This window comes from Bacteroidota bacterium (genome assembly GCA_008933805.1).
Taxonomy (GTDB): Bacteria; Bacteroidota; Bacteroidia; order UBA8524; family UBA8524; genus SB11.
Genome location: WBUH01000009.1, coordinates 1 through 23,285 on the forward strand (window position 1 = coordinate 1; position 23,285 = coordinate 23,285).

At 41.8% G+C, this 23,285-nt stretch carries 25 protein-coding genes; 14 read left to right on the forward strand and 11 right to left on the reverse strand.

The window, feature by feature from the left end; translation table 11 throughout:
• Window positions 1–118 precede the first annotated feature (118 nt).
• The 5 genes from F9K23_09845 (at window position 119) to F9K23_09865 (ending at window position 4,063) form a co-directional block, all read left to right on the forward strand.
• Window positions 119–1,249, forward strand: coding sequence for a hypothetical protein (locus F9K23_09845; GenBank protein ID KAB2915554.1), 1,131 nt, complete (start codon window positions 119–121; stop codon window positions 1,247–1,249).
• A gap of 110 nt (window positions 1,250–1,359) precedes the next feature.
• Window positions 1,360–1,602, forward strand: a complete 243-nt coding sequence (locus tag F9K23_09850; GenBank protein KAB2915555.1) for a hypothetical protein — start codon at window positions 1,360–1,362, stop codon at window positions 1,600–1,602.
• A 28-nt stretch (window positions 1,603–1,630) separates the two neighbouring features.
• A complete protein-coding gene (locus F9K23_09855) occupies window positions 1,631–2,017 on the forward strand; it encodes a hypothetical protein (GenBank protein KAB2915556.1) in 387 nt (128 codons plus the stop codon).
• Between the two features lie 406 nt (window positions 2,018–2,423).
• Window positions 2,424–2,756 carry a plasmid mobilization relaxosome protein MobC gene (gene mobC / locus F9K23_09860; protein ID KAB2915557.1) on the forward strand — a complete coding sequence of 111 codons (333 nt, stop codon included), beginning with the start codon at window positions 2,424–2,426 and terminating at the stop codon, window positions 2,754–2,756.
• A gap of 2 nt (window positions 2,757–2,758) precedes the next feature.
• On the forward strand, window positions 2,759–4,063 hold the full coding sequence (locus F9K23_09865) for a relaxase/mobilization nuclease domain-containing protein (GenBank protein KAB2915558.1): 1,305 nt from the start codon (window positions 2,759–2,761) through the stop codon (window positions 4,061–4,063).
• Here F9K23_09865 and F9K23_09870 read toward each other — a convergent pair.
• Window positions 4,060–4,488, reverse strand: coding sequence for a hypothetical protein (locus F9K23_09870; GenBank protein ID KAB2915559.1), 429 nt, complete (start codon window positions 4,486–4,488; stop codon window positions 4,060–4,062). The two genes, F9K23_09865 and F9K23_09870, sit on opposite strands and share 4 nt — an antisense overlap.
• Window positions 4,489–4,555: 67 nt before the next feature.
• On the opposite strand from F9K23_09870, the gene F9K23_09875 reads away from it, so the two are divergent.
• On the forward strand, window positions 4,556–5,101 hold the full coding sequence (locus tag F9K23_09875) for a hypothetical protein (GenBank protein ID KAB2915560.1): 546 nt from the start codon (window positions 4,556–4,558) through the stop codon (window positions 5,099–5,101).
• Between the two features lie 2 nt (window positions 5,102–5,103).
• Here the strand turns inward: F9K23_09875 and F9K23_09880 are convergent, their stop codons facing one another.
• From F9K23_09880 to F9K23_09895, 4 genes are all read right to left on the reverse strand, one after another.
• A complete protein-coding gene (locus F9K23_09880) occupies window positions 5,104–7,083 on the reverse strand; it encodes a TraM recognition domain-containing protein (protein ID KAB2915561.1) in 1,980 nt (659 codons plus the stop codon).
• A 75-nt stretch (window positions 7,084–7,158) separates the two neighbouring features.
• A complete protein-coding gene (locus F9K23_09885) occupies window positions 7,159–7,389 on the reverse strand; it encodes a hypothetical protein (GenBank protein KAB2915562.1) in 231 nt (76 codons plus the stop codon).
• A 3-nt stretch (window positions 7,390–7,392) separates the two neighbouring features.
• Window positions 7,393–7,662, reverse strand: a complete 270-nt coding sequence (locus tag F9K23_09890; GenBank protein KAB2915563.1) for a helix-turn-helix domain-containing protein — start codon at window positions 7,660–7,662, stop codon at window positions 7,393–7,395.
• A gap of 91 nt (window positions 7,663–7,753) precedes the next feature.
• Window positions 7,754–9,571 carry a T9SS type A sorting domain-containing protein gene (locus F9K23_09895; GenBank protein KAB2915564.1) on the reverse strand — a complete coding sequence of 606 codons (1,818 nt, stop codon included), beginning with the start codon at window positions 9,569–9,571 and terminating at the stop codon, window positions 7,754–7,756.
• Between the two features lie 112 nt (window positions 9,572–9,683).
• Between F9K23_09895 and F9K23_09900 the strand changes: the two genes are divergently transcribed.
• Window positions 9,684–9,911 carry a helix-turn-helix transcriptional regulator gene (locus tag F9K23_09900; GenBank protein KAB2915565.1) on the forward strand — a complete coding sequence of 76 codons (228 nt, stop codon included), beginning with the start codon at window positions 9,684–9,686 and terminating at the stop codon, window positions 9,909–9,911.
• Here the strand turns inward: F9K23_09900 and F9K23_09905 are convergent.
• From F9K23_09905 to F9K23_09915, 3 genes are all read right to left on the reverse strand, one after another.
• The gene (locus tag F9K23_09905) at window positions 9,880–10,917 is read right to left on the reverse strand and encodes a hypothetical protein (GenBank protein KAB2915566.1); all 1,038 of its coding nucleotides are present in this window, start codon (window positions 10,915–10,917) and stop codon (window positions 9,880–9,882) included. The two genes, F9K23_09900 and F9K23_09905, sit on opposite strands and share 32 nt — an antisense overlap.
• 54 nt (window positions 10,918–10,971) lie before the next feature.
• A complete protein-coding gene (locus tag F9K23_09910; protein KAB2915567.1) occupies window positions 10,972–12,192 on the reverse strand; it encodes a site-specific integrase in 1,221 nt (406 codons plus the stop codon).
• A 255-nt stretch (window positions 12,193–12,447) separates the two neighbouring features.
• The gene (locus F9K23_09915; protein KAB2915568.1) at window positions 12,448–12,888 is read right to left on the reverse strand and encodes an SRPBCC domain-containing protein; all 441 of its coding nucleotides are present in this window, start codon (window positions 12,886–12,888) and stop codon (window positions 12,448–12,450) included.
• Between the two features lie 154 nt (window positions 12,889–13,042).
• On the opposite strand from F9K23_09915, the gene F9K23_09920 reads away from it, so the two are divergent.
• The 3 genes from F9K23_09920 to F9K23_09930 are packed head-to-tail and all read left to right on the forward strand — an operon-like array spanning window position 13,043 to window position 14,460.
• Entirely contained in the window at window positions 13,043–13,630 is a 588-nt protein-coding gene (locus tag F9K23_09920; protein ID KAB2915569.1) for a TetR/AcrR family transcriptional regulator, read from the forward strand.
• Between the two features lie 50 nt (window positions 13,631–13,680).
• On the forward strand, window positions 13,681–14,142 hold the full coding sequence (locus tag F9K23_09925; GenBank protein KAB2915570.1) for a hypothetical protein: 462 nt from the start codon (window positions 13,681–13,683) through the stop codon (window positions 14,140–14,142).
• A 9-nt stretch (window positions 14,143–14,151) separates the two neighbouring features.
• Window positions 14,152–14,460 (forward strand): DUF3817 domain-containing protein, encoded by a 309-nt coding sequence (locus F9K23_09930; GenBank protein KAB2915571.1) that lies wholly within the window; start codon window positions 14,152–14,154, stop codon window positions 14,458–14,460.
• 77 nt (window positions 14,461–14,537) lie between these two features.
• Here the strand turns inward: F9K23_09930 and F9K23_09935 are convergent, their stop codons facing one another.
• A complete protein-coding gene (locus F9K23_09935) occupies window positions 14,538–15,455 on the reverse strand; it encodes a DsbA family protein (GenBank protein ID KAB2915572.1) in 918 nt (305 codons plus the stop codon).
• A 238-nt stretch (window positions 15,456–15,693) separates the two neighbouring features.
• Between F9K23_09935 and F9K23_09940 the strand changes: the two genes are divergently transcribed.
• The gene (locus F9K23_09940; protein KAB2915573.1) at window positions 15,694–16,029 is read left to right on the forward strand and encodes a helix-turn-helix transcriptional regulator; all 336 of its coding nucleotides are present in this window, start codon (window positions 15,694–15,696) and stop codon (window positions 16,027–16,029) included.
• Window positions 16,030–16,035: 6 nt separating this feature from the next.
• On the opposite strand, the gene F9K23_09945 is transcribed toward F9K23_09940, so the two are convergent.
• On the reverse strand, window positions 16,036–17,355 hold the full coding sequence (locus tag F9K23_09945) for a HAMP domain-containing histidine kinase (protein KAB2915574.1): 1,320 nt from the start codon (window positions 17,353–17,355) through the stop codon (window positions 16,036–16,038).
• A complete protein-coding gene (locus F9K23_09950; protein KAB2915575.1) occupies window positions 17,345–18,688 on the reverse strand; it encodes a sigma-54-dependent Fis family transcriptional regulator in 1,344 nt (447 codons plus the stop codon). Before F9K23_09950 ends, F9K23_09945 begins: the two co-directional genes overlap by 11 nt.
• Before the next feature lie 189 nt (window positions 18,689–18,877).
• On the opposite strand from F9K23_09950, the gene F9K23_09955 reads away from it, so the two are divergent.
• The 3 genes from F9K23_09955 to F9K23_09965 are packed head-to-tail and all read left to right on the forward strand — an operon-like array spanning window position 18,878 to window position 23,285.
• The gene (locus F9K23_09955) at window positions 18,878–20,128 is read left to right on the forward strand and encodes an HlyD family efflux transporter periplasmic adaptor subunit (GenBank protein KAB2915576.1); all 1,251 of its coding nucleotides are present in this window, start codon (window positions 18,878–18,880) and stop codon (window positions 20,126–20,128) included.
• Between the two features lie 44 nt (window positions 20,129–20,172).
• Window positions 20,173–20,856 (forward strand): ABC transporter ATP-binding protein, encoded by a 684-nt coding sequence (locus F9K23_09960; protein KAB2915577.1) that lies wholly within the window; start codon window positions 20,173–20,175, stop codon window positions 20,854–20,856.
• A gap of 26 nt (window positions 20,857–20,882) precedes the next feature.
• Window positions 20,883–23,285 (forward strand): FtsX-like permease family protein, encoded by a 2,403-nt coding sequence (locus F9K23_09965; GenBank protein ID KAB2915578.1) that lies wholly within the window; start codon window positions 20,883–20,885, stop codon window positions 23,283–23,285.

Here is a 23,285-nt window from a genome sequence, read left to right on the forward strand (position 1 = left end):
TTGCGTAATAAGAGTGTATTCAGATAGCTCTCAGGGTAAAAGATTATATAACTCCTGTATTAATTATCGTTTTGACGTTTTTGGCAATCAAATAAATAATTTTAGATGCTTACCATTTTTGGAGCAAGACGGAAATATTGGAGTTTGCGCAACATCTGCTATTTGGAGTTGCTTGTTTAAAACTTCAAAGCTTTTCAGAAATAAGTTTCCAATCCCACACGAGATAACCTCAGCAGCAGGATTAACCTACTCAACAGATACCCAACCGTTATTTCCAAATAAGGGATTAAATACGAGCCAAATAGCAAAAATATTAGAACATTATAATCTTACTTTCGAAAATATTGGTCCAAAAGCAAACGAAAAAGGAGGGGTAATTAGTCATGCGGAGTTAAAAAAGATTTGTTACTCTTATAACAAAATGGGCATACCAATTTTGCTAGGGTATAAAATGTTTAATAATGACACGCATATGGTTTGCATAACAGGCTACCTTAGTGGAGAGTTAAATAAAGTAGCTACTGGTGATGGCTCTACCAGTGAATCAATGGCATTTCAGCACAATACAATTAAAGAATTATATGCTCATAACGATCAGTTTGGCCCATATGAGAGCATAGATTTTTCCGTTTCAGGTAACAAATATCAGAAATTTATAAATGCGCAACAGGAGGTACTACTGTCATTCCAAATTGAAGGCAAAAATCGCCAAAGTGTGCCTATAATTGCCATCATACCTTTGGATAAAAAGATAAGGGTTAGTTACTCGGAAGTATATTCGTCTGTTAATGGATTTAGTTATCTATTTGATTTAGCCAAAGATGTTGATCGAACGTTAAATTTTGATTTCAGAACATTTTGCTGGGATGTTTATTTAGACTTTTCTTCAAACTTCAAACAACAAAGGGTCCAGGATACTAGTTTAGATGTTCAAACTCGGAAAGAGATTTCTTTTAAACCAATGCCTAAGTTTATTTGGGTAGCGTCATTAAGAATTCAAAATAAATTGATATTAGAGTTTATTGTGGACAGTAACTCAATAACAAATTCGTTTTTAATCTTTGATATGTTTTTTTATGATATAAGTTTTGCAAAGAGAATTTTAGCGTTCTTTCCCAGTCTTATTGATAAAGCAGTAAACGACAATTACTTAGGTCAGTTTAGATCAGTAAGACGGAGAAAATTTTATAATAGTTGGCTAACCTCCACTCACTCAAGATTTTTGCGAAAGAAATTATTTAGTCTTTGACTATTGAAATTTTAACGTTAACTTTGCGCCTGTTTAAAAAGTGTTGAAAAAATAGAGTGCGATACAACATTATTAATTGTATAGTTGTTTATATTTGAGTGGAGGTACGAATGAGCATAGTCAATAATATCAAGCAAGGCGAAGATTTAGAAGGATTGAGCCCATTTCAACAAGAGGTTCTTACTTTACGGGACGAGTTTGAAAAGAAATTGAATGCTTTGCCCCCTAACTTTCATAAAAAATCTACGAAACTTTACGTTTCCAGAATGGAAGATGTGCAAAAGAGCTTGGAGGCAAGGAATCTTGACGAATCCCTAATGAAGGTGACATTTGATGGGGTCAATTTAGATTAGATATATTCTGAATGTTTTGTCAGTTCTATTGAACATAAATCAAGAAGAATTTTTTACTGTTGAGAGCATTACTTCTTTAGGTGGTGGAAGTACAGTAGTTGTATTAATAACAAATACAGTATGTTACTTAATCCCAAATATAAAAAATTCCAAATGGATATCATTCATTGCGTCACTGTTAATCCCTTTTTTATTTGTCAATGCCGGGACAATTGATGTTTCCACTGTATTCCTTTCTGTTGTTAATGGATTTCTAATTTTCAACACTGCCGTTGGATTTAGTGTTTTAGGAAGAGAGTTAAAAGGTAAAGGTCGTAACTTTTCAGAAACAATTGATAATATCGATGTCTTTAAGGGTGTTCAAACCGACCGAGCTAAAAAGGAGCGAGTATTTTGGAAAAAATGGACTTGGTAATCAGCAAGTTTACGACTAATAGCTTGTCATATGAATCTGAGTAACATATTTCGCTAGACTAGTTTCATTCTGAGTTTGTTGCAACACAATTATGTTGCTTTAAGATAAAATAGGAATATAATCCTGTCTGTTTGCCCCAAACAGACAGGAGAAATTATGTCTTTGAATTTTCCCAACTTCCGAAATTCTTTTCCTTCTCAATTCAGCACCTGGCTTAAGTCAACGCGGGTCATCATGAACCGTTTGCGGGTTCATTTCAAAAACGTTCGTATATTCGAAAAACCGTAGGAATAGCAAGATATGTTTTTGTATATACAAAAACGATCTTGGCAAGGGGGGCGAACCCCCGTTGCATCCCCCGGTGAAGCGGCTTTGAGCCGCTTGTGAACCTATCAATTCAGCTATCATGACGCGACCTGTAAAAGACGAAACCGAGAAGCAAAACACCGTTTTGCCGCCCATCCGCTGCACGGTGTATGAGAAAGCCCAAATCAGCCAAAAGGCTGAGCAATCGGGCATGACTTTAAGCGAGTATGTCCGGCAAATGGCCCTGAAGGGCAAAATCGTAATCAAGCAAAGCCTTGTTGAGTTTACCTACTTCGACCAGCTTCGCAAAATCGGCGTGAACATCAATCAGCAGACGCGGCAGCTTAACGCGACGGGCATCGTGCCGGAGCAATTGCCCCGGCTATGGGAAAAGCTTGAAGAACTCATGGATAAAATGCTGGAGAGTAAATAATCATGGTTCCCAGGATTGCCAGACGCGGACACAGCTTTAAGGGCGCGGGAGCCTATTATCTGCACGATAAGCAGGCCAGCAGCAATGAGCGTGTGCTTTGGACGCATACGGTCAACCTGCCTACTAAAGACCCTGAGAAGGCCTTTCGCTGGATGGCGCATACGTCCATGAATGCAGGCCGCCTTAAAAAACAGGCAGGCATTCCCTCAACAGGACGTAAAAGCAAGGCGGGTGAAGTTTATTCATTCAGCCTTGCATGGCATCCTGAGCAAAACCCCGACCAGAAGACCATGCTTCAATCCGCGCTGGACACACTAAACCTTTTAGGTTTGCATGAACATGAAGCCGTCATTATAGCCCATAGCGACAGACCCCATCCGCACGCCCATGTTATCTGCAATCTTGTTAACCCTGAAAACGGTAAAACAGCCGTAGTCAGCTATGACCGTTTGACCCTTTCGCAATGGGCAGAGAATGTCGAGCGCAATGACGGTAAAATTCTGTGCGAGCAGCGGGTAATCAATAACCAGAAGCGGCGCGAGCGCGGCGCGGAAGGGATGAAAAAGCTGACCCTTGTGAAGCACCGGGAAAGCCGTTTAGACCGTGCGCAGGAAATACAGGCGCTCTATGACCAATCCGACAGCAGCGCAGCCTTTAAAGCAGCTTTGCAGGACAAAGGCTATACGCTCGCCCAGGGCGATCAGCGTGGCCTTGTGCTGGTGGATGAAGCAGGTAAAATTTATAGCCTTTCGCGGCAGCTAAAGGCTCAGCGGGCGGCTGATATGAAAGCCCGCTTGAGCGGCTTTAAAAATCTGCCCTTGGCCGTTGACCTTGCGGCGCAGCGTCAGCAGGCAGGTAAAGAAACTACAAACAAGGCCGGAAATGATTCCGGCGAACACTTGCGCAGGCTGGATGAGCTAAGGGATTGGGAACAAAAAAGCGAGCGTGAAAAACACCGCCTGAAACAACAGCAGGAAGAATTATACAGGCGCGGCGACCTATTAAAATCTATCTGGGAACTGCAAGACCAGCTTGCAGCAAAAGAAACCCTGATGGATAAACTCACGGGAAAACGCGGTCAGCTCGAAGAGCGGCTTGCAGCCTTAAATGCGAACCTTGAGACGGTAGATAAGCGCATGGCCGAGCAGCTTTCCGCTCTTGAAGCCGAGCAGCTTAAAACAAAGCCCGGTTATTCAGAGCAGCGGGAAGATGAACGGAGGGCAAAAGAACAGGACTACGAGCAGCGTATGCAGAAGTACAGGAATGCCAAGCGGGACAGAGACGGGGATAATGATTTAGGGCGTTAGTGAACAACCCTTGTTTCAAAACGGCTCATAATATGATTGTTTAAGGCCTCATAAAATTCACGATTCATTACTTCATCAAAAGCCTTGTCGGCTTCCACCCGTATTTTTTCGCGGTAGCTTTCAGCTTCTTCTTCTGTTTTAAAACAAGCGTAGTAATGCTCGCTTGTAGGCTTGGGGATATGAGCCAGCATTAGCTCATAAACCTTATCAACGGCCTTTCCGGCATTTGCTAAAGCGGTATTCCAACGTTCAGCAGCTCTCTTGGGGCAGTTATCAAATGTTTCGATGATATCCATGTAGCGCAGCGTCTTTTCCTTATATTCCTCAAACGGCGTACTGTCATCGGGAAAGTCGTCAATATCGGCAAGCTCGATATACTGCATGATTTTTTTCCGTTCCTCATCACTGATAAAAAGAAATTCCATTCGCTCTGCCCCTGTTTTTTATCTTTGATATGGAAATTATATCAGAGACTATCAATCAAATCAAATTATGGACAGGGAAGGTTTTAACCTCGTTGACGCAGAACTCAAAAAAGAACTTCAGGCAGATTACAAGCGAATAGATGTAGAGCTTGCCTCAAAGTATGACGCGCAACGTACAAATATTTTCGGCGCGACAGCAAAAGACAAGGCGCAGGCCAGAGCGGAGATTGACCGCCAGCAGAAGGAAGAAGCGCAAAAACTGAAGCTGGAAATGAAAGATAAACGCGAGCGTGCGCATTTTGAAGGCAAGACGCGGCAAGAGGTAATGCAGGAACTTCAGGCCCGGGAGAAAGAGCAGATGGAACAGCGCAGGCGGCAGGAGGAAGAAAAACGCCGCGAGGAGCAGCAGCGGCGTAATGAAGAGCAGGAGCGTGTCCGTCAGCAGGAGCAATCTAACCAGCAGAAGACCGAAGCTGAGCAGAAGAAAAAGGAATTATCCGTCCAGGAGGAGTTTAACAAAAAGGCTAAAATGCAGGAGTACGACCAGCGCATGCGTGAGCACCGGGCAAACAAAGAGCAGCAGAAAGATAAGGATACCGACCGGGGCCGATGATTTTACCAGTCTTCAAAGCAGCCTCGTAAAGCGTCTTTTGAATATTCAAGAAAACCGTGCTTGCCCAAATTTAATGGTTTATAGGAACACCGCTCCAGCCGCATCGGAAAGCCTTCCGCCGTCTTTACAATCTGGCGGTTTTCAGTTTTACCCAGCATAATCATCACCTCATTGGGCGTGAGCAAAGGGTAAATTGTTTCATGCCTGCTTTTATCCTTTCCGCTTTTTCGGACGTAGTTGGACGCGCCTAGCATTTCACTGACCCATTCGGCAGTATTCATATCATTCACGCCAAACACCTGCACCGTTGAGTTGGCCGTCATGCTTGTCCAGCGGTCAGGATAATCCCGCTCAAGTTGACCTATATCTTGAATAAACGCCCATAACTTTATCCCGTATCCACGCAAGATTCCGAAGCCTTCGGCTACTGCCTCAATCTTGCCGCCCAGCCGCGGCAGCTCATCGATTATAAACAAAGTCGGCAAGGTGGGCTTGTACGGGATATTTTTAACCAGCCCGAGCGAAACGGAAATCATGGTGCGCAGCCAACGCATTTGCTCTTTTATAAGGCCGTCCGGCAGCACAAAATAAACCGTTGTCGATGCCCCAATTTGTGAAAATCGAAAGTCTGAGTTAACCAGATGCTTGCGCATAGCAGGATCGCCCGCCCATTTTAATGAGCGGGATACTGTGGAAAGCACCGAACCTTTTTCACGGTCTCCCATTTCAAGGATATTTGCCGCAACTTGTTGCGGCAGACCGCCTGCGGCATCATTGCGCAGCATTTCATATAAAAGCCTGTTTAGCAGAGAAGGGTCAGAGCTCTTAAGGCTCGTATCAACTCCGCTTATCAGGTCAAACACGAAAGGCATTGTATGGTCTTCCTCAGGATACCAGCTTAGAACGTGTGCTATTGCTCCTTCGATAAAATACTTTGCCACTTCTTCAAAATGGATGTTTTCGTCCTTCTCAGGTCTAACGCAGCCATCGGAAATAGCCGAGAGCAATTCCCTCACACGGTCGCTGTTAATATCAATTTCGCAAAGAATATTATACGACCAGCGCGGCAAATCCTTTGTTTCACCGAACGGATCAAATACAAAGGCGCGTCCACCTCTTAAATGACGAGAAGTCCGCCCGTTGACATTATTTTGGCGGAGCCAGTTTTCATCACTTCGGCAGCGGAAGGTCTTCATTGCAAGCTCCCCTTTGGGGTCGAATACAATCACAGACCCCCTATATGTTGCCAGATTAGGCAAAAGCACGGTTGTTGATTTGCCCGAGCCTGTCATGCCGACGGTAATCATATGCGCATCGTCGTCTATGCCTATAACGCTCGGTTTCATATCATCTTCAAACAAGCTACGCCCCAGCACGAGTTTTTTGTTCTCCATATATGCGTCCGCCCGGAAGCGCTCATAGGTCGGCGTAGTTGCCCAGCGGGCGGAACCGCCGCGCCCTTCCTTGAAAATCTGTCTGAATTTCCTGTGTTCTTTTAATTTCTGAATTTCCTCCACAACAAACACGGGAAACCGCTGGATGAACAATGGCAGAGCGATAATCAACCCTGCTATTTTCAGCAGGTTTTTCCATTCGTGTTTAAAGAGATATTCAGCATATTTTTCACTTGATGGGTTGGCATTGTATGCTTCGACAAGACCCTTGCCGATAAAGAATAAATCCCGGGCACAGAGGATAAATACAACAACCGGAATTATATATAGAATTGTTGAGACGATTCCGCCGTTTTCCGTTCGCTCAACATGCCTTCCGGCAAGCTCGACCATTTTAAAAAGAAAATCGACAATGATAAAATACCGGACGGCGCGTGCAGCGAAATACAAAGATTCTTCAAATCCTGTTAAATAAAAGTAATGGGTGAGCGAAGTATCGGTCGGATAAAAAATCCAGGTTGCGATCAAGGCAAGGACTGTACAAAGGATGGTTTCCAAAAGCCACCTGTAGCCATAGGGTAATTCCATAGAAGTAATTGATAGTTTAATTAAAAGCGAAAATACCGCGCTGTAATTAAACAAAGGCGCAGAAAGTTTTAAAAATCAGCGCCCTGCGTCTTTGCCGTCCCGGCTTTTGGTATTTTTACTTTCGTAATGTTCCCGGATTTTATTCATCTGCGCTTCCTTTTTATATTCGAGGTGACCATCTTTCAGACCTTGCAGATATTCATTTTCTCCTTGTGTTCCAGAGAGAAGCTTTTCAAGCATACCCGGCTCAATTTCGCTTAGGAAATAGCCGTTATTAAATCCTTCGGTGTATTTTTCCTCATCCATAAATTAAAAGGTTTCTCGGGCGTTTTTATCCAAATAAGTCATGATTGAATCCCGGTCATAAAGAATGACCTTCTTCTGTGGCTGGGTAAATCTTATCCGTCCTTCATTGCGGATCTGTTGGAGCGTAGTCTTTGAAGATATGCCAAGAAGTTTCATACAATCTTCAGTGCCTATCCATTTATCCGGTTTGCGGTTTACCTCGGTGCTAAGCCTGCGTACCACCGTTTCGACCAGCTCATAGAAGGCTGGTTCATCCATGCAAATGACATTCATAATCGCAAGTTATGAAATTGCATTAAAAATATGAGCCGATTAGGTGTATCTAATCGGCTCATAAATACGGCTTTTTTGAGCCGATTATTAACTATCGCACTATTAGTCGCTGTGTTGAATTTATCTGTCCGCCTGTAATGCGGACGAAGTATAGACCTGCTGATAAGTAACCTATGTTTATCTCCAATAGCTCAGATTGATTGATAGTCGTGCTGTGCAGGACAGAGCCTTGTAAATTTAAGATTTCAACTGTACAGGCTTCCAAATTATTATTCAGCGATAGCGTAATTACATTCGTCGCGGGATTAGGATATAAGCGGAAATTATTAGTTTCAGAATGCTTAATTCCGGTCGGTTCTATCGGTATTTGGGTAAAGTTCCCGTTTTCATCAAACCCTGTAATAAAGCTGACGCTGTGTTCAGTATAAAGGCTGTAGGTTTTAGCGGAGGGGTCAATGTCCATCGAGTCTGCTTTGAACTCACCAGTCATAAAGATTCTGTTATTGCTGCCAATACACACGCCTTTACCTTCGCTTGAAGTGCTGGCGGTAAAGCTATGTGCAAAATTCAGGGTTCCATTCGGCCTGTATGAAGCGAGAAAGGCATTTTTGACAAAGCCAGTATTAATAGTTGGCGAACGTAAAATTGTAGTGTCGATGTTGGGCGTAAAATCCAAATGACCTTTAAACACGCCTGTAATAATTGCATTGCCTTTTTCATCCAAAGCCATCGAGACAGGCACGGCATAAGAAGGGTCGGATACATCATTGTATATCTCATGATCCAGCCTCTCTGTCATGAGTTTGCTGTCTGATATATAGCGTACTAAAAACATATTCGCCGAAATATCATCCGCAGTGGCAATGAGCTTACCGTTACGCCCCTTCTTACTAATAAAATCCACGGTGTCGCAGAAAATCCCGGCCATATAAACTTCACCGTTATTGACTATCTGCAAGTGTGTAATCTGAGGGTTTAATAGCAGGCTCTCATCTTTTACATCTTTAGCTATCAGGCTAGCGTCCTGAAGCAGGCCGGCGGGCGAATATTTAGCCAGATAGAAGTGCTGCCTTTTGGTGTATTCCTCGTTCACAATAAATGCAGTGTCGCCCGACACATCAAAATCCTCTTTGCCCTGGCTTGCACCAGCGCAGTAAATAATGCCGCTGCTATCTATTGCATATGCGCTGGGGCCTGCGGTGTATTTGGAAAGCTCTATAAGGGCATAGGCCGAAATAAATACGCCGTTTGTATCGAGGAGCGAAACAAACGCACTTCCCTCTGCCGAGGGCGTAAGCTTATATTCACCCTGTCCGGGATCAAAATCAGCTTCATTGCTGAATGTGCCGAATAAATGGATTTTGCCATGCTTATCGAATAATGCGGCTTTAATTATGTATTGAGGGTCATAATAGCCGTTTAGCTTATGAGCAAAGCGCAGATTGCCGTTTGCATCGTATGAAGTCAGAAATTGGGCAGGCTGCGGGGCATGGAGTTTTTTCTCCCCCGCGCCGGGGTCGAAATCAACCGAACCCATGAAGTTGCCGATTAAAAATGTGTTTCCGTTTTTATCGGCGCCGAAACGTTCTATTTCAGGGTAGCCGATCGGTAGCGAAAAAGCGAAGCGCAAAACACCTGCATGGGTGTAGGAAGCTACATAGGCATCTAAAAAACCATTTGTGTTATTGCTTATGATAGGACGGTTCGCGGAGCTTGGGTCAAAGTCTACCGTACCGCCGAATGTTCCGGCGATATAAATATTGTCGTTTTTGTCGGAAGCAATGCCGACAACAGTGTTATGGCTTGTACCGTTTAAGCTAAATCCCGGTTGGGCAATGGAAGAGGTTACAAAGAAAAAAGCAGCAGTGCTTAGCACCGTTCGCGCAATGCGCAGGGTATATATGTTCATAAAGGTAAAATATTGATTAGCGTCTTTTTAGACGCAAGTTAGTTGAATTTTTATGATTTGCGTCTAAAGAGACGCAAAAGTTTTAGAAAAGGTTTTGAACTTTTGAGGTTGCATGGATGAAAAGCAAACCACGGAAGTACAAAAGATAGCAGAGAAGGTAAAAAAGCTGCGGATTGAAAAAGGCTATACAAGTTACCGTAATTTTGCGGACGAACACGAAATCGAGCCGAAACAGTATTGGAAGTTGGAAGAAGGGAAGTCTGATTTTAGAATAAGTAGCCTGATACGTATTCTTGAAATTCACAACATTAAGCTGGAGGAGTTTTTTCGTGGGCTGTAAAGAATTTTCCTAGTTCCTTATTTAATGGAATATCAATCTTTACTGTATAAGCACGATTAAATGAAGGTGGCTGTATTTCGGGAGGGACATTTTCAGATAAGTATGCAATTATCCTTTTCACACCTTCAAGAAGTTCCCTTACCTTAGCTACGGTCGCATCCTCATTATCAATTTTCAAAATTCCATTATGTGCGAAGCCGTTTCGAGCTGTTTGAAGTTTTTTAAAGATATTCCAAAGTTCATTTCTCTCTTTTAATGAATTCCCGAGAATGATCTTACTCAGTAAGTCCAGACGTTCAGCAATGGATGGTGTTTTCAAATAATTATTGTCCCGAATGTTAATCCACTTCCATAATTCCGGATGAAATTGATTTTTATCGGCCATCAGATCGAGTGTCTGACTTATAAACACTTCGATTGCCGTTAGCATCAAAACTATAGAAGCTCCTTTTTCAGTTATTAATTCTTCAGCATCTAAAAGGAGAAGTTTCCAAACAGGAAGGTTATTCTTACCAAATACAGAGAATACATCTTTCCACGTATCTGGAGTAAGTACTGCATAGGGAATGGTGTATGCTGCTTTCCCTTTACCACGCAGCTTGCCTTTAATAATTTCCAAATCGCTTCCATCATCATTGAAATAATTAATATTAACGGAAGTTTTAGAAAATTCGAGGGGCTTTATATGTGCAGCATTTGTAACGTATCGTACGTTGATAAGAAACTCATTACAAATGTCTGCTATTAAATTTATAGGAGGATCAAAATCAATACCCTCACTTCGTAAAAACTCATCTTTCTTGAAGGTTATTAGAAGGATGTTTGTATTTTGGGTGAGTTCATCGTTAACGTATATTCTATCAGGTGAAATATCTTGCTCAGAGATCCTTACTGGCGGGTGGATTGTGACTTCATAACCAGCAATTTCAAATACTGGTGTTTCATAATCTCGTCCACTAAGAACCTGTAAGTTAAAAGGTAATGGGATGAGTACTTTTGCGAGCATTCCAAATATTTTTAATGACTAAGATAAAATTTTTAATAGACTTTAAAATTGATTTTATTCGCCATTTATCACTAAGTCATTATAGTTATCTAGAACATTCGTTGGCAGGCTTTTCAGATAAATCTCAGTCGTCTTCAGGCTTGAATGGCCGAGCATGGCACTGATTGCATTGAGTGGCACTTCCTTGAGCATCGCTTGCGTTGCGAAAGAATGACGGCTTACATAGCTGGTCAAGTTTTCAGGTATTTCGCACAGCGTCGCCAGCTCCTTTAATTTCTTATTATACCGCTTCCTGGCCCATTGAATATCCTTGCTTTGCAGCATGGGCGTAGCCCTGTTTATGATAGGAAACACATATTCATTTTCGGGCTCTTGATTAATATAGTATAAGAGAATTTTCTCAAGGTTATCGGTAAGCTTTATATCGTATAGCTTACTTGTTTTCCTGCGGCGATATTTTATCCTGCCGTTCTTTATATCTTCCTTCTTTAGGTAAGCCATATCCGTAAAGTTCATACCGTACATCATATAGCTAGCTAAAAAATAGTTTCGCGCATGAAAGCACAGTTCGCCCGGTTCAATTTCCTTCTCAATTATTTTCTTGATGTATTCCCAGTCCAGCGCCCGCTTTTGCGTAGGGACTGACTTAATTTTATAGTCATCAAAAGGATAAAGATCTTTCTCAACCAGTCCGGCCTTAATAGCCTTATTGAATAAGGAGCGGACGGCACGGATATATACTGAGAGGCCGTTGTATGAGTTGCCCTTACTCAAATGGAACGCTTCAAATTTTGTTAGAAAGCTGAAGTTGATTTCCTGAAAAAGCAGATCCCGCCCTTTAAGATATTTACTAAGCACATCTGAAACGCCTTTAAAGGATCGTGCCGTCCCAATTCTGCCTGCCTTTATCAGTTCCTCAATTTCCTGGGCAGTGAACTTGAAAAAAGACAGGCTTGCGCCATTTTGTTCAACCCTATCCCGTAGAGCGGTAATGGACATGGTGTTGAGTTGGCCAGCTTCGTTAAGCTTAAATATCACATCCATTGCCTTTGCTTTTTTCTTTTGGATGATATTATTCAAACGGCTAACTGATGACACGCCGACATAGGATTTTTTAACCTGACGGTTTTTTGCATCCCAGTCTTTTTCCAAAACACTTATGCCTGTGGGTATAGAGGTTGTACGTTTGTTATGACCCAATCGCATCACTACCGGAAAAGTACCATCTTTTTTTGTTCTGCGAGTGTCTAAAGAAATGACTATGTTAGTATTCACAAGCCGAAGGTACGAAAAATTTGCACAAGATTTGCACAAGAACTCCGTAATTTTGAGAAAAAATGCGTGTCCATTAAAACAATAAACTATTGATAATCAATACAAATAGTTGCAAATCATTTCATATCGATACGGAAATCCCGCGCTTTGGGAGCAGAGGGTCGTAGGTTCGAATCCTGCCACCCCGACGAAAAAGTAAAAAAGCCTTTCAGGAAACTGAAAGGCTTTTTTGTTTTAGACAGCACAGTATAATTATTAAGCTCTTTCAGCCATTTCTTTTATTTTGTTCATGGCTTTAGGCCAAGCGTCTTTAAAATAGTCTTCGTGTTCTTCGGTAATGTCAATATCCACTTTAAGATGTGTATGTCCGTTTACATCGGTTAGCGTATAGTTTTCCATAGCCCCGTACCATTCTTTGGCTTTTTCGTTGTCCAAATCCTCCACTCCGTTTTTTACCATCCCTAAGTGTTTTATAGACATGTATTCATTAGGAATGTTTTGTGCAATCATTGAGAGCATTCCATCGTTATCGGCATTCACAAACAATACTTGGCTGCCTGTTTGCCAATCGGTAACCGCTCTTGAGCCTTCGCTAAATATCGAGGTCCATTCTTGGTAGGAGGCATCCGCCCATAACAACCCCCAAACTTTTTCGCGCGGTGCATTGATGGTAATTTCAAATTCAAGCTTTTTCATAGTGGTACTATTTTTAGCAAAGTTGCACAATGCAAGCTACTTTTTTGGGGTGTTATTGCGGCAGTTTTGGGGGGCAATTACAAATTTTTAGCAATATGTATTGTAATTCAGGAATCGGGTTTTATGTTTGCAAAACATACCATTTGGTATTTTTATGACTAAGGCTGCATCAACACGGTTAACAATTTTACAAAAGGCGTTTGAGCTTGTGTATAGAAACGGGTATCAGGCTACCAGTGTTGATGACATTATTGCGACTACAAAGCTAACCAAGGGGGCTTTTTTTTATCATTTTAAAAGCAAGGACGAAATGGGGCTGGCCATGATAAATGAGGTAATGTATCCCGGCATGTATGAGGTGTTGGTGAAACCGTTGGAGAACACTAACAACCCTGTGAAGGATATTTATTCGATGATGAAACACTTGTTGTTAACGGCTCCTTTTTTTGATGTGAAATACGGATGTCCGGCTGTTAACCTTGTTGAAGAAATGGCTCCACTAAATGATAAGTTTAAGCACGCACTAAATATGTTGCTTGAACAATGGCAACAAGCAATTAAGCTGTGTTTGACAAAAGGTGTTGAGGATGGTAAAATAAAGAACACAACAAATCCCGGTTTTGTTGCTGTATACATTACTGCGGGATACGGGGGGGTCAGAAATATGGGGAAGTTGCAAGGCACCGAGGTGTATAAGATGTATTTGAAAGAGTTTAAAAATTATCTGGAAGGTTTGAGATAAAAAATTTTCACTAAAAACATACCATTTGGTATGTTTTGTAAACAAAAACTATGTATTATTCACTTATAATTATTCACTCAATAGTACGTTGGCTGGTGGTAGTGACGTTACTTTATGCTGTTTACAGAGCTTATATAGGCTACAAAGGCAGTAGGTTATTTTCTAAAACTGATAATTTTATCAGGCATACAACCGCCACCATTGCTCACATTCAACTAATTGTTGGAATTTTATTGTATTCAAAAAGTCCTATAGTAAAGCATTTTCTTATTCATCCCCAAAATAGCGAAGGAAGCTTAGAACCATTGTTTTTTGGGGTGTTGCACATTACTGCTATGTTGGTAGCCATTGTACTGATTACGGTTGGGTCTTCATTGGCCAAGCGTAAAGACGCAGATGTAGAGAAATTTAAAACAATGTTTTGGTGGTTTTGTGCTGCGCTGATACTCATTTTTATAGCGATTCCATGGCCGTTTTCGCCCTTAGCCCAGCGTCCGTTTATTCGATTTTAACATAAAAAAATGATACAATTATTAAAAACCAAAGTTGGCCGCTTACGGATAATAGGCTTTTTAGAAGGGGTGTCTTTACTGATATTAGTATTTGTAGCTGTTCCGCTTAAGTACGCTGCGAATGATCCTTCGGTTACTAAATTTATGGGACCTGTACACGGCGCATTGTTTTTGTTGTTTGTATTTAACACATTAAGTGTGGGTGTTGAACAACAATGGAAGTTTAGGGACACCACATGGAAAGTTTTGTTGGCCTGTATTATTCCGCTGGGGACATTTTATATCGATCAAAAAATATTAAAGAACATTAAGGATTAGTGCAATTAACTGAGCAAGCGTTTTATTTCAAAGGCGCAATTTTTGCGCCTTTGAAATAGGTTGATATTTATTTACTATTATTTTTTCAGTTTCCAAAGTGCACCGTTTTTGGTGTTGTGTTTTTCAAGCATACCGTCTGCTACCCAGTTATCCAGCGTTTGTGTGCTTTGGCTTATTGTTTGGCCTGTGAGTACTGCAAATTCTTTTGCTGTTAGGGTAGGGTAGTGGTTAAACAATTCGTTGTTGGCCGGCAGTGGTTTTTTCACTGCATCAGGGTACATAAACTGTAAAATACGTTCAAAATCTTGGTAGGGACGCGCACCGTACAGCATTTGCCTGTTATTGCTGCTATCTACAAAAAACAAAGTAGGGAAGCCTCTTACCCCGTTAGTACGGGCATAGTCCAAATCATTTTTAAACAGTTGGTTGGCTTGTCCTTCGTAATCTTTTTTCAGTTGTACGGTATCCAAACCTGCTTTCTCGGCGGCAGCTTTCAGGTGTTCCCATTTGGTAATGTTTTTCTTTTCTAAAAACACCATCTCGCGTATATGGCGCAAAAACTTCACCGCCTTGGCCTTGTTTTGTAATTGTGCCGCTATAAAAGCAATTGAAGGCGGGTACGAAGATGATAACGGGTCTTCCAGCCACACATCACCGTCAATAGGCATTTCGTAATGCAGGCTCACTTCATCCCAATGATGGGCAACATCAGAAGGCTTGGTGATACCGCCGCTGTAAAAGTTTTCCCAACCGGGCAGTAGTCCGCCCATGTGGTATTCTATGTTAATGTAATCACCGTATTCAAGTTTCAGCCTGCGTAGCTGCGGCTCAATGCCCCAACACGATGAGCAAATAGGGTCTGTAAAATATATTATTTGTACAGGCTTGGCTGTTGCTTCTTTGGCGTCAATGTTATCGGCAGTTCCGGTTGCAGGTACTTCGCAGGCTCCGCTTTCAGGCGAGCATAGCAAAGGGTTATTATCATTCGTGTTCATTTTTTGTGATATATTTTTTCTATTGCAGCTTGTTGCCACAAAAAGAAGTGTTATTAAGAGGGTTGAAAATGCTATCTTCTTCATTCAGTATACTGTGTAAGGAGCTAATTGTGCTTACAAAAGTCCCGCTGTTTTTTGGGTAAATCAATTAGTCAGAAAAAAATGACTACTGTAATTTACTAATTATCAATGGGTTTATTTTTTATGTATGGAATGATTTTTGAAGTTATAACAACGAATGTCAGAAAAAGTTGATACTACTGCCGAATGCCCTGCCGAGGCAATGTTGAAATCCCTTTCGGGTAAGTGGAAGCCACAGATATTACGCTTGGCGGACGAAGGAACGTTGAGGTTTAACAGTATTATGAAAGTGCTGCAAGGAGCTAATAAACAATCGGTTTCTGTAGCATTAAAAGAACTGGAAGAAGAGGGTATTTTGAGCAAAACTATTGTTAGCCAAAAACCATTACATATAGAGTATTCACTAACTGAAAAGGGCAGAGGGGTAATTCCGTTGCTATTGAACCTTGGGGGCTTTGCACAAGAACATGGGAGTGCAAAAGACGTCAAATAAAGACATTTATACTTTCAATACAATGCGGGTATTTCCTGCTTCTGCTTTTTCAAAATACAGGCTACCGCCGTGCATCAATGCTATTTGTTTAGACAGACTAAGACCAATGCCTGTACCTTGTTTTTTGGTGGTAAAAAAGGGAATAAATATTTTATCTAAGATGTCTTTGGGTACTCCGGGGCCGTTATCACTTACGCTTATTTGTATTTTATTCAGGTAATCAAACCCTGCGGTTATCTCAATACGGGCATTTGCAGTATCAATGATTGCGTCGGCAGCGTTGTTTACTAAATTTATAACTACTTGTTCCAACAATTCATAATCGCCTTCCATCTCAAGGTCTTCGGGGATAATAGCGGTGGTTAGCTGAATGTTTTTTGCCCGTAATTCTTCTGATTTTAAAATAGCAATGCTGCTGATTAATTCACCCACCCTGAAAACGGTTTTTTGCAGGGGTTTAATATTGGTTATTTTTCGGTAAGAGTGAACAAAGCCTAATAAACCTTGCCCGCGTTTGTGGGCAATTTCAAGCGATTGTTGCAATATCTCGGTTTGGTTTTCTTGTTTGGTAAGCTGTAATGCCGTTTCAGTCAGAGAAACTACAGGGGTTAGCGAGTTCATTATTTCGTGGGTTAATACACGGATAATGTTTTGCCAGCTTTCCTGCTCCTTACGGTCAAGCGGGTCTGAGAAATTTTGCAGGGTTAATAATTTAAACGTTTTTTTATCGTGAACAAACCGTTGCTCCTGCACGGCTAAGGTGAGCGAACCGTTTTCCTTTGCCACTTCAACAATGGTAGGGGCCGGTGATGCCGCATACCCCGGTAAATCAGGCAGAAAATTATATTTCTCTAATAGCTTATTTACGTGTGCCGTAGTGTTATCCCCAAGTATTTTGCGCGCATGATTATTATAGCGGTACAAGGTATTATCAGCATTAAAAATTAAAATGCCCAACGGTATTTGGTCTATCACCGTTTCATTAAACTTAATACTGTCTTCAGCCTGCATTTTCCGTTGCCTAAAACGGTCGGCTACGCTGTTTAGTGCAGCGTGCAGTTCTTGTGTATCAGGATTGGTGTCGTTTTTTGTAAAGGTGAAATTAAAATCGTGGTACAATGCCGATTCAAAAAAGCGGGTTACTTTGCGTTGGGTGCGACGTAAATACACCACCAGTTCAACCACCAGCAGGGTTTCGATTCCTAATAATACAGCAGGGGTGTAGGTATAGCGGTTTTCAAACAGCAAAAAGCCGGCGGCTATTGCCACCATATTCAACACAATTATGCGTAGAATAAGTCCCGTATTAAACCTACTAAATACCATATTTTTCCATTCTGCGATATAGTGCGGCCCTTGTAATACCCAGCTGGGCTGCCGCCTTGCTAATATTGCCCCCGTGCGCTTGTAATACCTTTTTTATTAACTGTATTTCGTTTTCTTCAAGGTTAAAACTGCTGTTGCCGCCATCGTCGGTAATTTCGTACAACGGTAATAAGAAATCACCGGGTAATAACTCGCCGTTATCATTCAAAATTACTGCGCGTTCAATGGCGTGTTGCAGTTCGCGCACATTGCCCGGCCAATGGTACTTTTCAAGCTGTTTTAGTGCAACTGTGTGGAGTCGTTTCTCCTGTTTTCCATACTTACTACAATACAGCTCAATAAAAAAGTCGGCCAGCAGCGCAATATCTTCCTTACGTTCACGTAAAGGTGGTAGGCTGACTTCAACCGTGTTTATGCGATACAATAAATCCTGTCTGAATTTATTTTCCTTTACCATTTGCAGCAAAGGCATATTGGTGGCGCACACCAAACGTATATCAACGGGTATCTGAGTATTTGAGCCTACTTTGTATATCACCCTGTTTTGCAATACACTAAGCAGTTTTGCCTGCATAACGGGTGAAAGGTTTCCTATTTCATCCAAAAACAAGGTACCGCCGTTCGCTGCCTCAAAGCGACCTTGGCGTTCTTCGCGTGCATCTGTAAAAGCCCCTTTTACGTGGCCAAACAGTTCACTTTCAAACAGGTTTTCGTTCAGGCTGCCCATGTCCACACTCACAAACGGTTTTTGACTACGCTGTGAATGCTGGTGCAGTAGTTTGGCAACTAACTCTTTTCCAGTTCCGTTTTCGCCCAATATCAACACATTTGCATCGGTGGGGGCTACTTTTTTTAAGGTAGAAAGGGTTTCTTGTAATTTGGGATGTTGCCCTATTAAATGTACTCCATCGGTATTAACAGGTTGGGTTTTCCCCGTGCGTGCCTCATGCAATCGGATGGCCGTTTGTATCGATGCCAACACCTTCTCGTTTTGCCACGGTTTCAGTATAAAATCGCTGGCACCTGCTTTTATAGCCGTTACCGCCAACTCCACATCGCCATAACCCGTTATCATTATTACCACAATGTGAGGATGCTTCTTTTTCACCTGTTGCAACCAGTACAAACCTTCATTGCCCGTGTAAACAGTACCCCTAAAGTTCATGTCAAGCAGCACCACGCCCACTTGTTGTTTTTCAAGGGTGGGCAGTAATTTTTCGGGGTTGGTTTCAAACGATGCCTTAAAACCGTATGTTTTCAGCATGATAGTGGCAGCCTGTGCCACATCTTCGTCGTCATCAACCACCAATATATTCAGGTCGTGCTTGTGCATTAGCTTTGGTAAAATCGTTCACAAGTAAAAACAAAAGCGGTTTCACTTTTTATAAAATCTGACCAAAGGTGTCCGAAATCGGACAAATTAGTGTCCGAGGTTGAACAAGCAAATTATATCGGATTGTGTTATACGTTTGATTTTTAGTGTTTTATGTTTTTGGCACTGAATTGCGTTGTAAAACAGTGAATGGACAGGCCTATTGATAATAAAACTGCCAAGTGGCGCAAGAAAGGAATAACCGCAGTGGTTGTGCTGGGGATATTGGCATTGCTGTATTCGTTTTATGCAAGTGCGGGCAAACCGTCTTCTTTTAAAGCAGATAAAGACAAAATTTCGGTAAGCAAGGTGGAGATGAAGGAGTTTCAGGAGTTTATACCTGCCGATGGTGTGGTAGTCCCCTTGAAAACAGTGGTGTTGGATGCCTTAGAAAGCGGTGTTGTGCGTGAAAAATTTGTGGAAGACGGAACGCAAGTAACCGAGGGTCAACCCTTACTGCGATTGGATAATACCGATTTGCAGCTGGATTTATTGAACAAAGAAGCACAAGTGTTGGATTTGCTGAACAACATACGCAACAGTCGTAACACGCTTGAACAGAATAAAACCAACCGACTTACCCAGTTGGCCGATGCAGAGTTTCAGTTAGCCGAGGCGCAACGAGCCATGAAGAATAGTGAGAAGCTTTATAAAGACAAAGTGATATCAGAGCAGGAGTATTTGCAAACCAAAAACAACTACGAATACCAAAATAAACGATTGAAGCTTTTACAAAAAGCGTTGGTACAGGATTCAGTATCAACTGCTGACCAGATAACCCAAATGACAGCTTCGGTAAACCGTATGCAGCAACACCTTGAATTGGTTCGCAAGAAGAACGAAGGACTTACCATTGTTGCGCCTGTGGCCGGACAGCTATCAAATTTTGACAGTGAAATTGGTGAAACGAAGGCCAAAGGGCAAAATATCGCTTCGATAGATGTATCAAAAGGGTTTAAAGTGAGGGCAAATATTGATGAACTATACATTGCCCGCACCTATGTGGGGCAATATGCTTTTTGCGAGTGGGACGGGAAGGAGTACCGGTTGGAAGTGCTGAAGATATATCCGCAAGTAACCAACGGTTTGTTTGCCATTGATTTAAAGTTTAGCGAAGACGCTCCCGAAACCTTGAAACGCGGGCAAAACATATCGCTTAAACTGCAAATGAGTGCAAAAACACAAAGTTTGGTGATAGAAAGGGGAGGGTTTTACCAGAAAACAGGGGGCGCATGGATTTTTGTACTTGCAGATAATGGTAAAACGGCTGAAAAAAGAGCCATAAAAGTGGGCAGGCAAAATCCCCAATATTTTGAAATACTGGAGGGATTAAAAGTGGGTGAACAAGTAATTATATCGAGCTACGAAAATTTTGGAGAGAAAACAGTGCTTGAATTTTAGTACTGCATATAAAGGATAAATACTAACTGTGATACAATCAGACTATGATAAAAACAATAAACCTGAGCAAAATGTACCAAACCGATGAGGTAGAAACCATATCACTGGATAAAATAAACCTTACCGTGAGAGAGGGAGAATTTTTGGCAGTTATGGGGCCTTCGGGGTGCGGTAAATCTACCTTGTTGAATATTTTGGGATTAATAGATAACCCGTCATCAGGCGAGTTTTATTTTTTGGGTAAAGAAGTATCCAATTATACCGAACGCCAAAGGGCCGAACTAAGAAAACAAAATGTGGGGTTTATTTTTCAGAGTTTTAACCTGATAGATGAACTGACTGTTCAGGAAAATATCGAGCTGCCTTTGTTGTATCAAAAACTATCGGCCACAGAGAGGAAAAAACGAGCCGTAGAGGTGATGGAAAAGTTGCAGATAGCCCATAGGGCAAAGCATTTTCCGCAACAGTTATCAGGCGGGCAGCAGCAACGTGTGGCCGTAGCAAGGGCAGTAATTACCCAACCCAAACTAATACTGGCCGATGAGCCTACCGGAAACCTTGATAGCCGAAACGGGGACGAAGTAATGGACATTATCAAATCGTTGAATGCGCTGGGCACAACGGTGATAATGGTAACCCACTCGCCCGAGCACGCCCAACACGCCGAGCGTGTGGTGAACTTGTTTGACGGGAAATTATTAACCGAAACCGAAAAAGCATTAATGTAATCCCAATCCCTGTAAAACTCAAACCTATGATTAAGAATTATTTACTTACAGGATTACGGAATATTTATAAAAACAAAACGGTATCGTTTATAAATATTTTCGGGTTGGCCGTGGGTATCTCATCGTGCATACTTATTTTCTTATACGTGAGTAACGAATTGAGTTACGACCGAAATCATACAAAGGCTGATAGGATTTACCGTATCACCTCTATTCTTAACCTTTCGGGGCAAGATGATAACCTCAGTTACAGTTCATATATGTTAACCCCTACTTTGAAGGCTGATTACCCCGAAGTAGAAGAGGCGGTTAGGTTAAGTCCGCTGCCAAAGCAAACCCTTTGGTACGGTGATAAGGTATTTCAAGTAGAGCGAATCTATTTTACCGACCCTGAGTTTTTCAAAATATTTGATTACGAATTTTTAGCAGGAAACCCTGCCACGGCACTTCAAGAGCCGCAAACCATTGTCATAACCGATGAGCTTGCCCGCACCTTTTTTGGCACCACCGAAGGGGTGCTGGGCAAAATGCTCAAGTTTACCCTTAAGAGCTATAAAATAACGGGCATCATCAAGCACAAACCTGATGTATCACACATCGTCCCAAATGCGCTGATATCAATCAGCTCGATGCATCCAAATTTAGTAGAAGCCCTAACCCGCGATTGGTTTTATATGCAACAAACCAATTACGTATTGTTTAAACAACCGATTGATAAAACAACTGTTGAGGCCAAGCTGGCCGCGATGGTGCAAAAGGTTATTATTCCTTGGTTGAAGAGCGAAAATGTAAACGGCAGTATCACTTATAAATTACAACCCTTGTTGGATATACGTTTAAACAGCGGCGACTTTAAACATGAGTATGCCCAAACAACCAAAAAATCTAACATCTATATATTTTCATCTATTGGTTTTTTAATTCTGGTGATTGCGTGTATCAATTACCTGAACCTTGCCACGGCGCGTTCAGCGCGCCGTAGCCGCGAGGTTGGTATTCGTAAAACGGCGGGTGCAAGTCGTAGCCAATTATTTTTCCAATTTATTGGTGAGTCAGTATTAACTGTGATATTCAGTTTAATTATTGCCCTGTGTTTTGTTGAGCTGTTATTACCCGGGTTTAATTATTTGTCGGGTAAAGAACTAAACCTTGATTTCAGCTTAGGATTAATCGGTGTATTAGCAGTAGGGGCACTTTTGGTAGGCATTTTTGCAGGCTTATACCCCGCGTGGTTTCTATCAGGGTTTCAGCCTGTAAAGGTGCTTAAAACAGGACAGATACCGGGTTCGGGGTCGGCAATATTCCGTAAACTATTAGTAACCGTTCAGTTTGCCATTGCTGTATTTATGATAAGCTGCACCCTGATAGTGTACGGACAAATGCAGTACATGAAAAACAAAAATCCGGGGTTTGACAATCAACGGGTACTGGCATTCAGAGTGCCCGGAGCCGATACCACATTTATCGAAAAATTTGATGTGATGAAGACTGAACTGATGGGTAACCCCAATGTTCAGAAAGTATCACTTGCCAGCCAAGTTCCCGGTGAATTTGGAGGTAAAATATTGCAATACATTAATTATAAAGGCAAGGCCGAAGAACGGTTGATGAATATATACGGGGTAGATGATGAGTTTTTAGAATTGATGAAAATACCCATCACCCAAGGGCGTAATTTTAATAAAGAAAGCCTTGCCGATGATACCGGAGCATTTATAGTGAACCAAGCAGCGATTAGAGAGTTTGGCTGGGATAAACCTTTTGATGTTTCGCTGAAAAACGGATTTGGGTACGATGGAAAAGTAGTAGGAGTGATAAACGATTATCATTTTATGCCCATGCAACAGCCCATTGAACCTATGGTGCTTGTGCGCAAACGAGGCAGCGTAGGGGGAGGTGTGATGCTGCTGAAACTTGGCGAGCATAATACCAAAGAAACCGTTGCCTTTGTGGAAGGTGTTTGGAAGAAATACTCAAAAAAATACCCTACTGAATACTTTTTTGTGGATGAGAATTTTAACAGCAAATACGAGGCCGAGGATAAGAGGCTAAAAATATTCGGCTACTTTTCAATCGTGGCCATCATTGTAGCCTGCCTCGGTCTTTTTGGCCTTGTATCCTACAGTATTGAGCAGCGCACCAAAGAAATAGGTATCCGCAAAGTAATAGGAGCCAGTACTTTACAAGTAGCCTATGTGCTAATAAAATCATACTTGTTGCTGATACTGTTGGCAATCGTTATCGCCATTCCTTGTGCCTATATGTATATGAATAAATGGCTCACCGGTTTCGCATATCATATTAATCCCGAGGTAAAATATTTTGTGTTGGCTGTTTTTGTCGCCGCTGCAATAGCCCTCGGAACAATGCTTTGGCAAGCATTGCGTGCGGCTTGTCTAAACCCCGCTAATAGTTTACGCTACGAATAA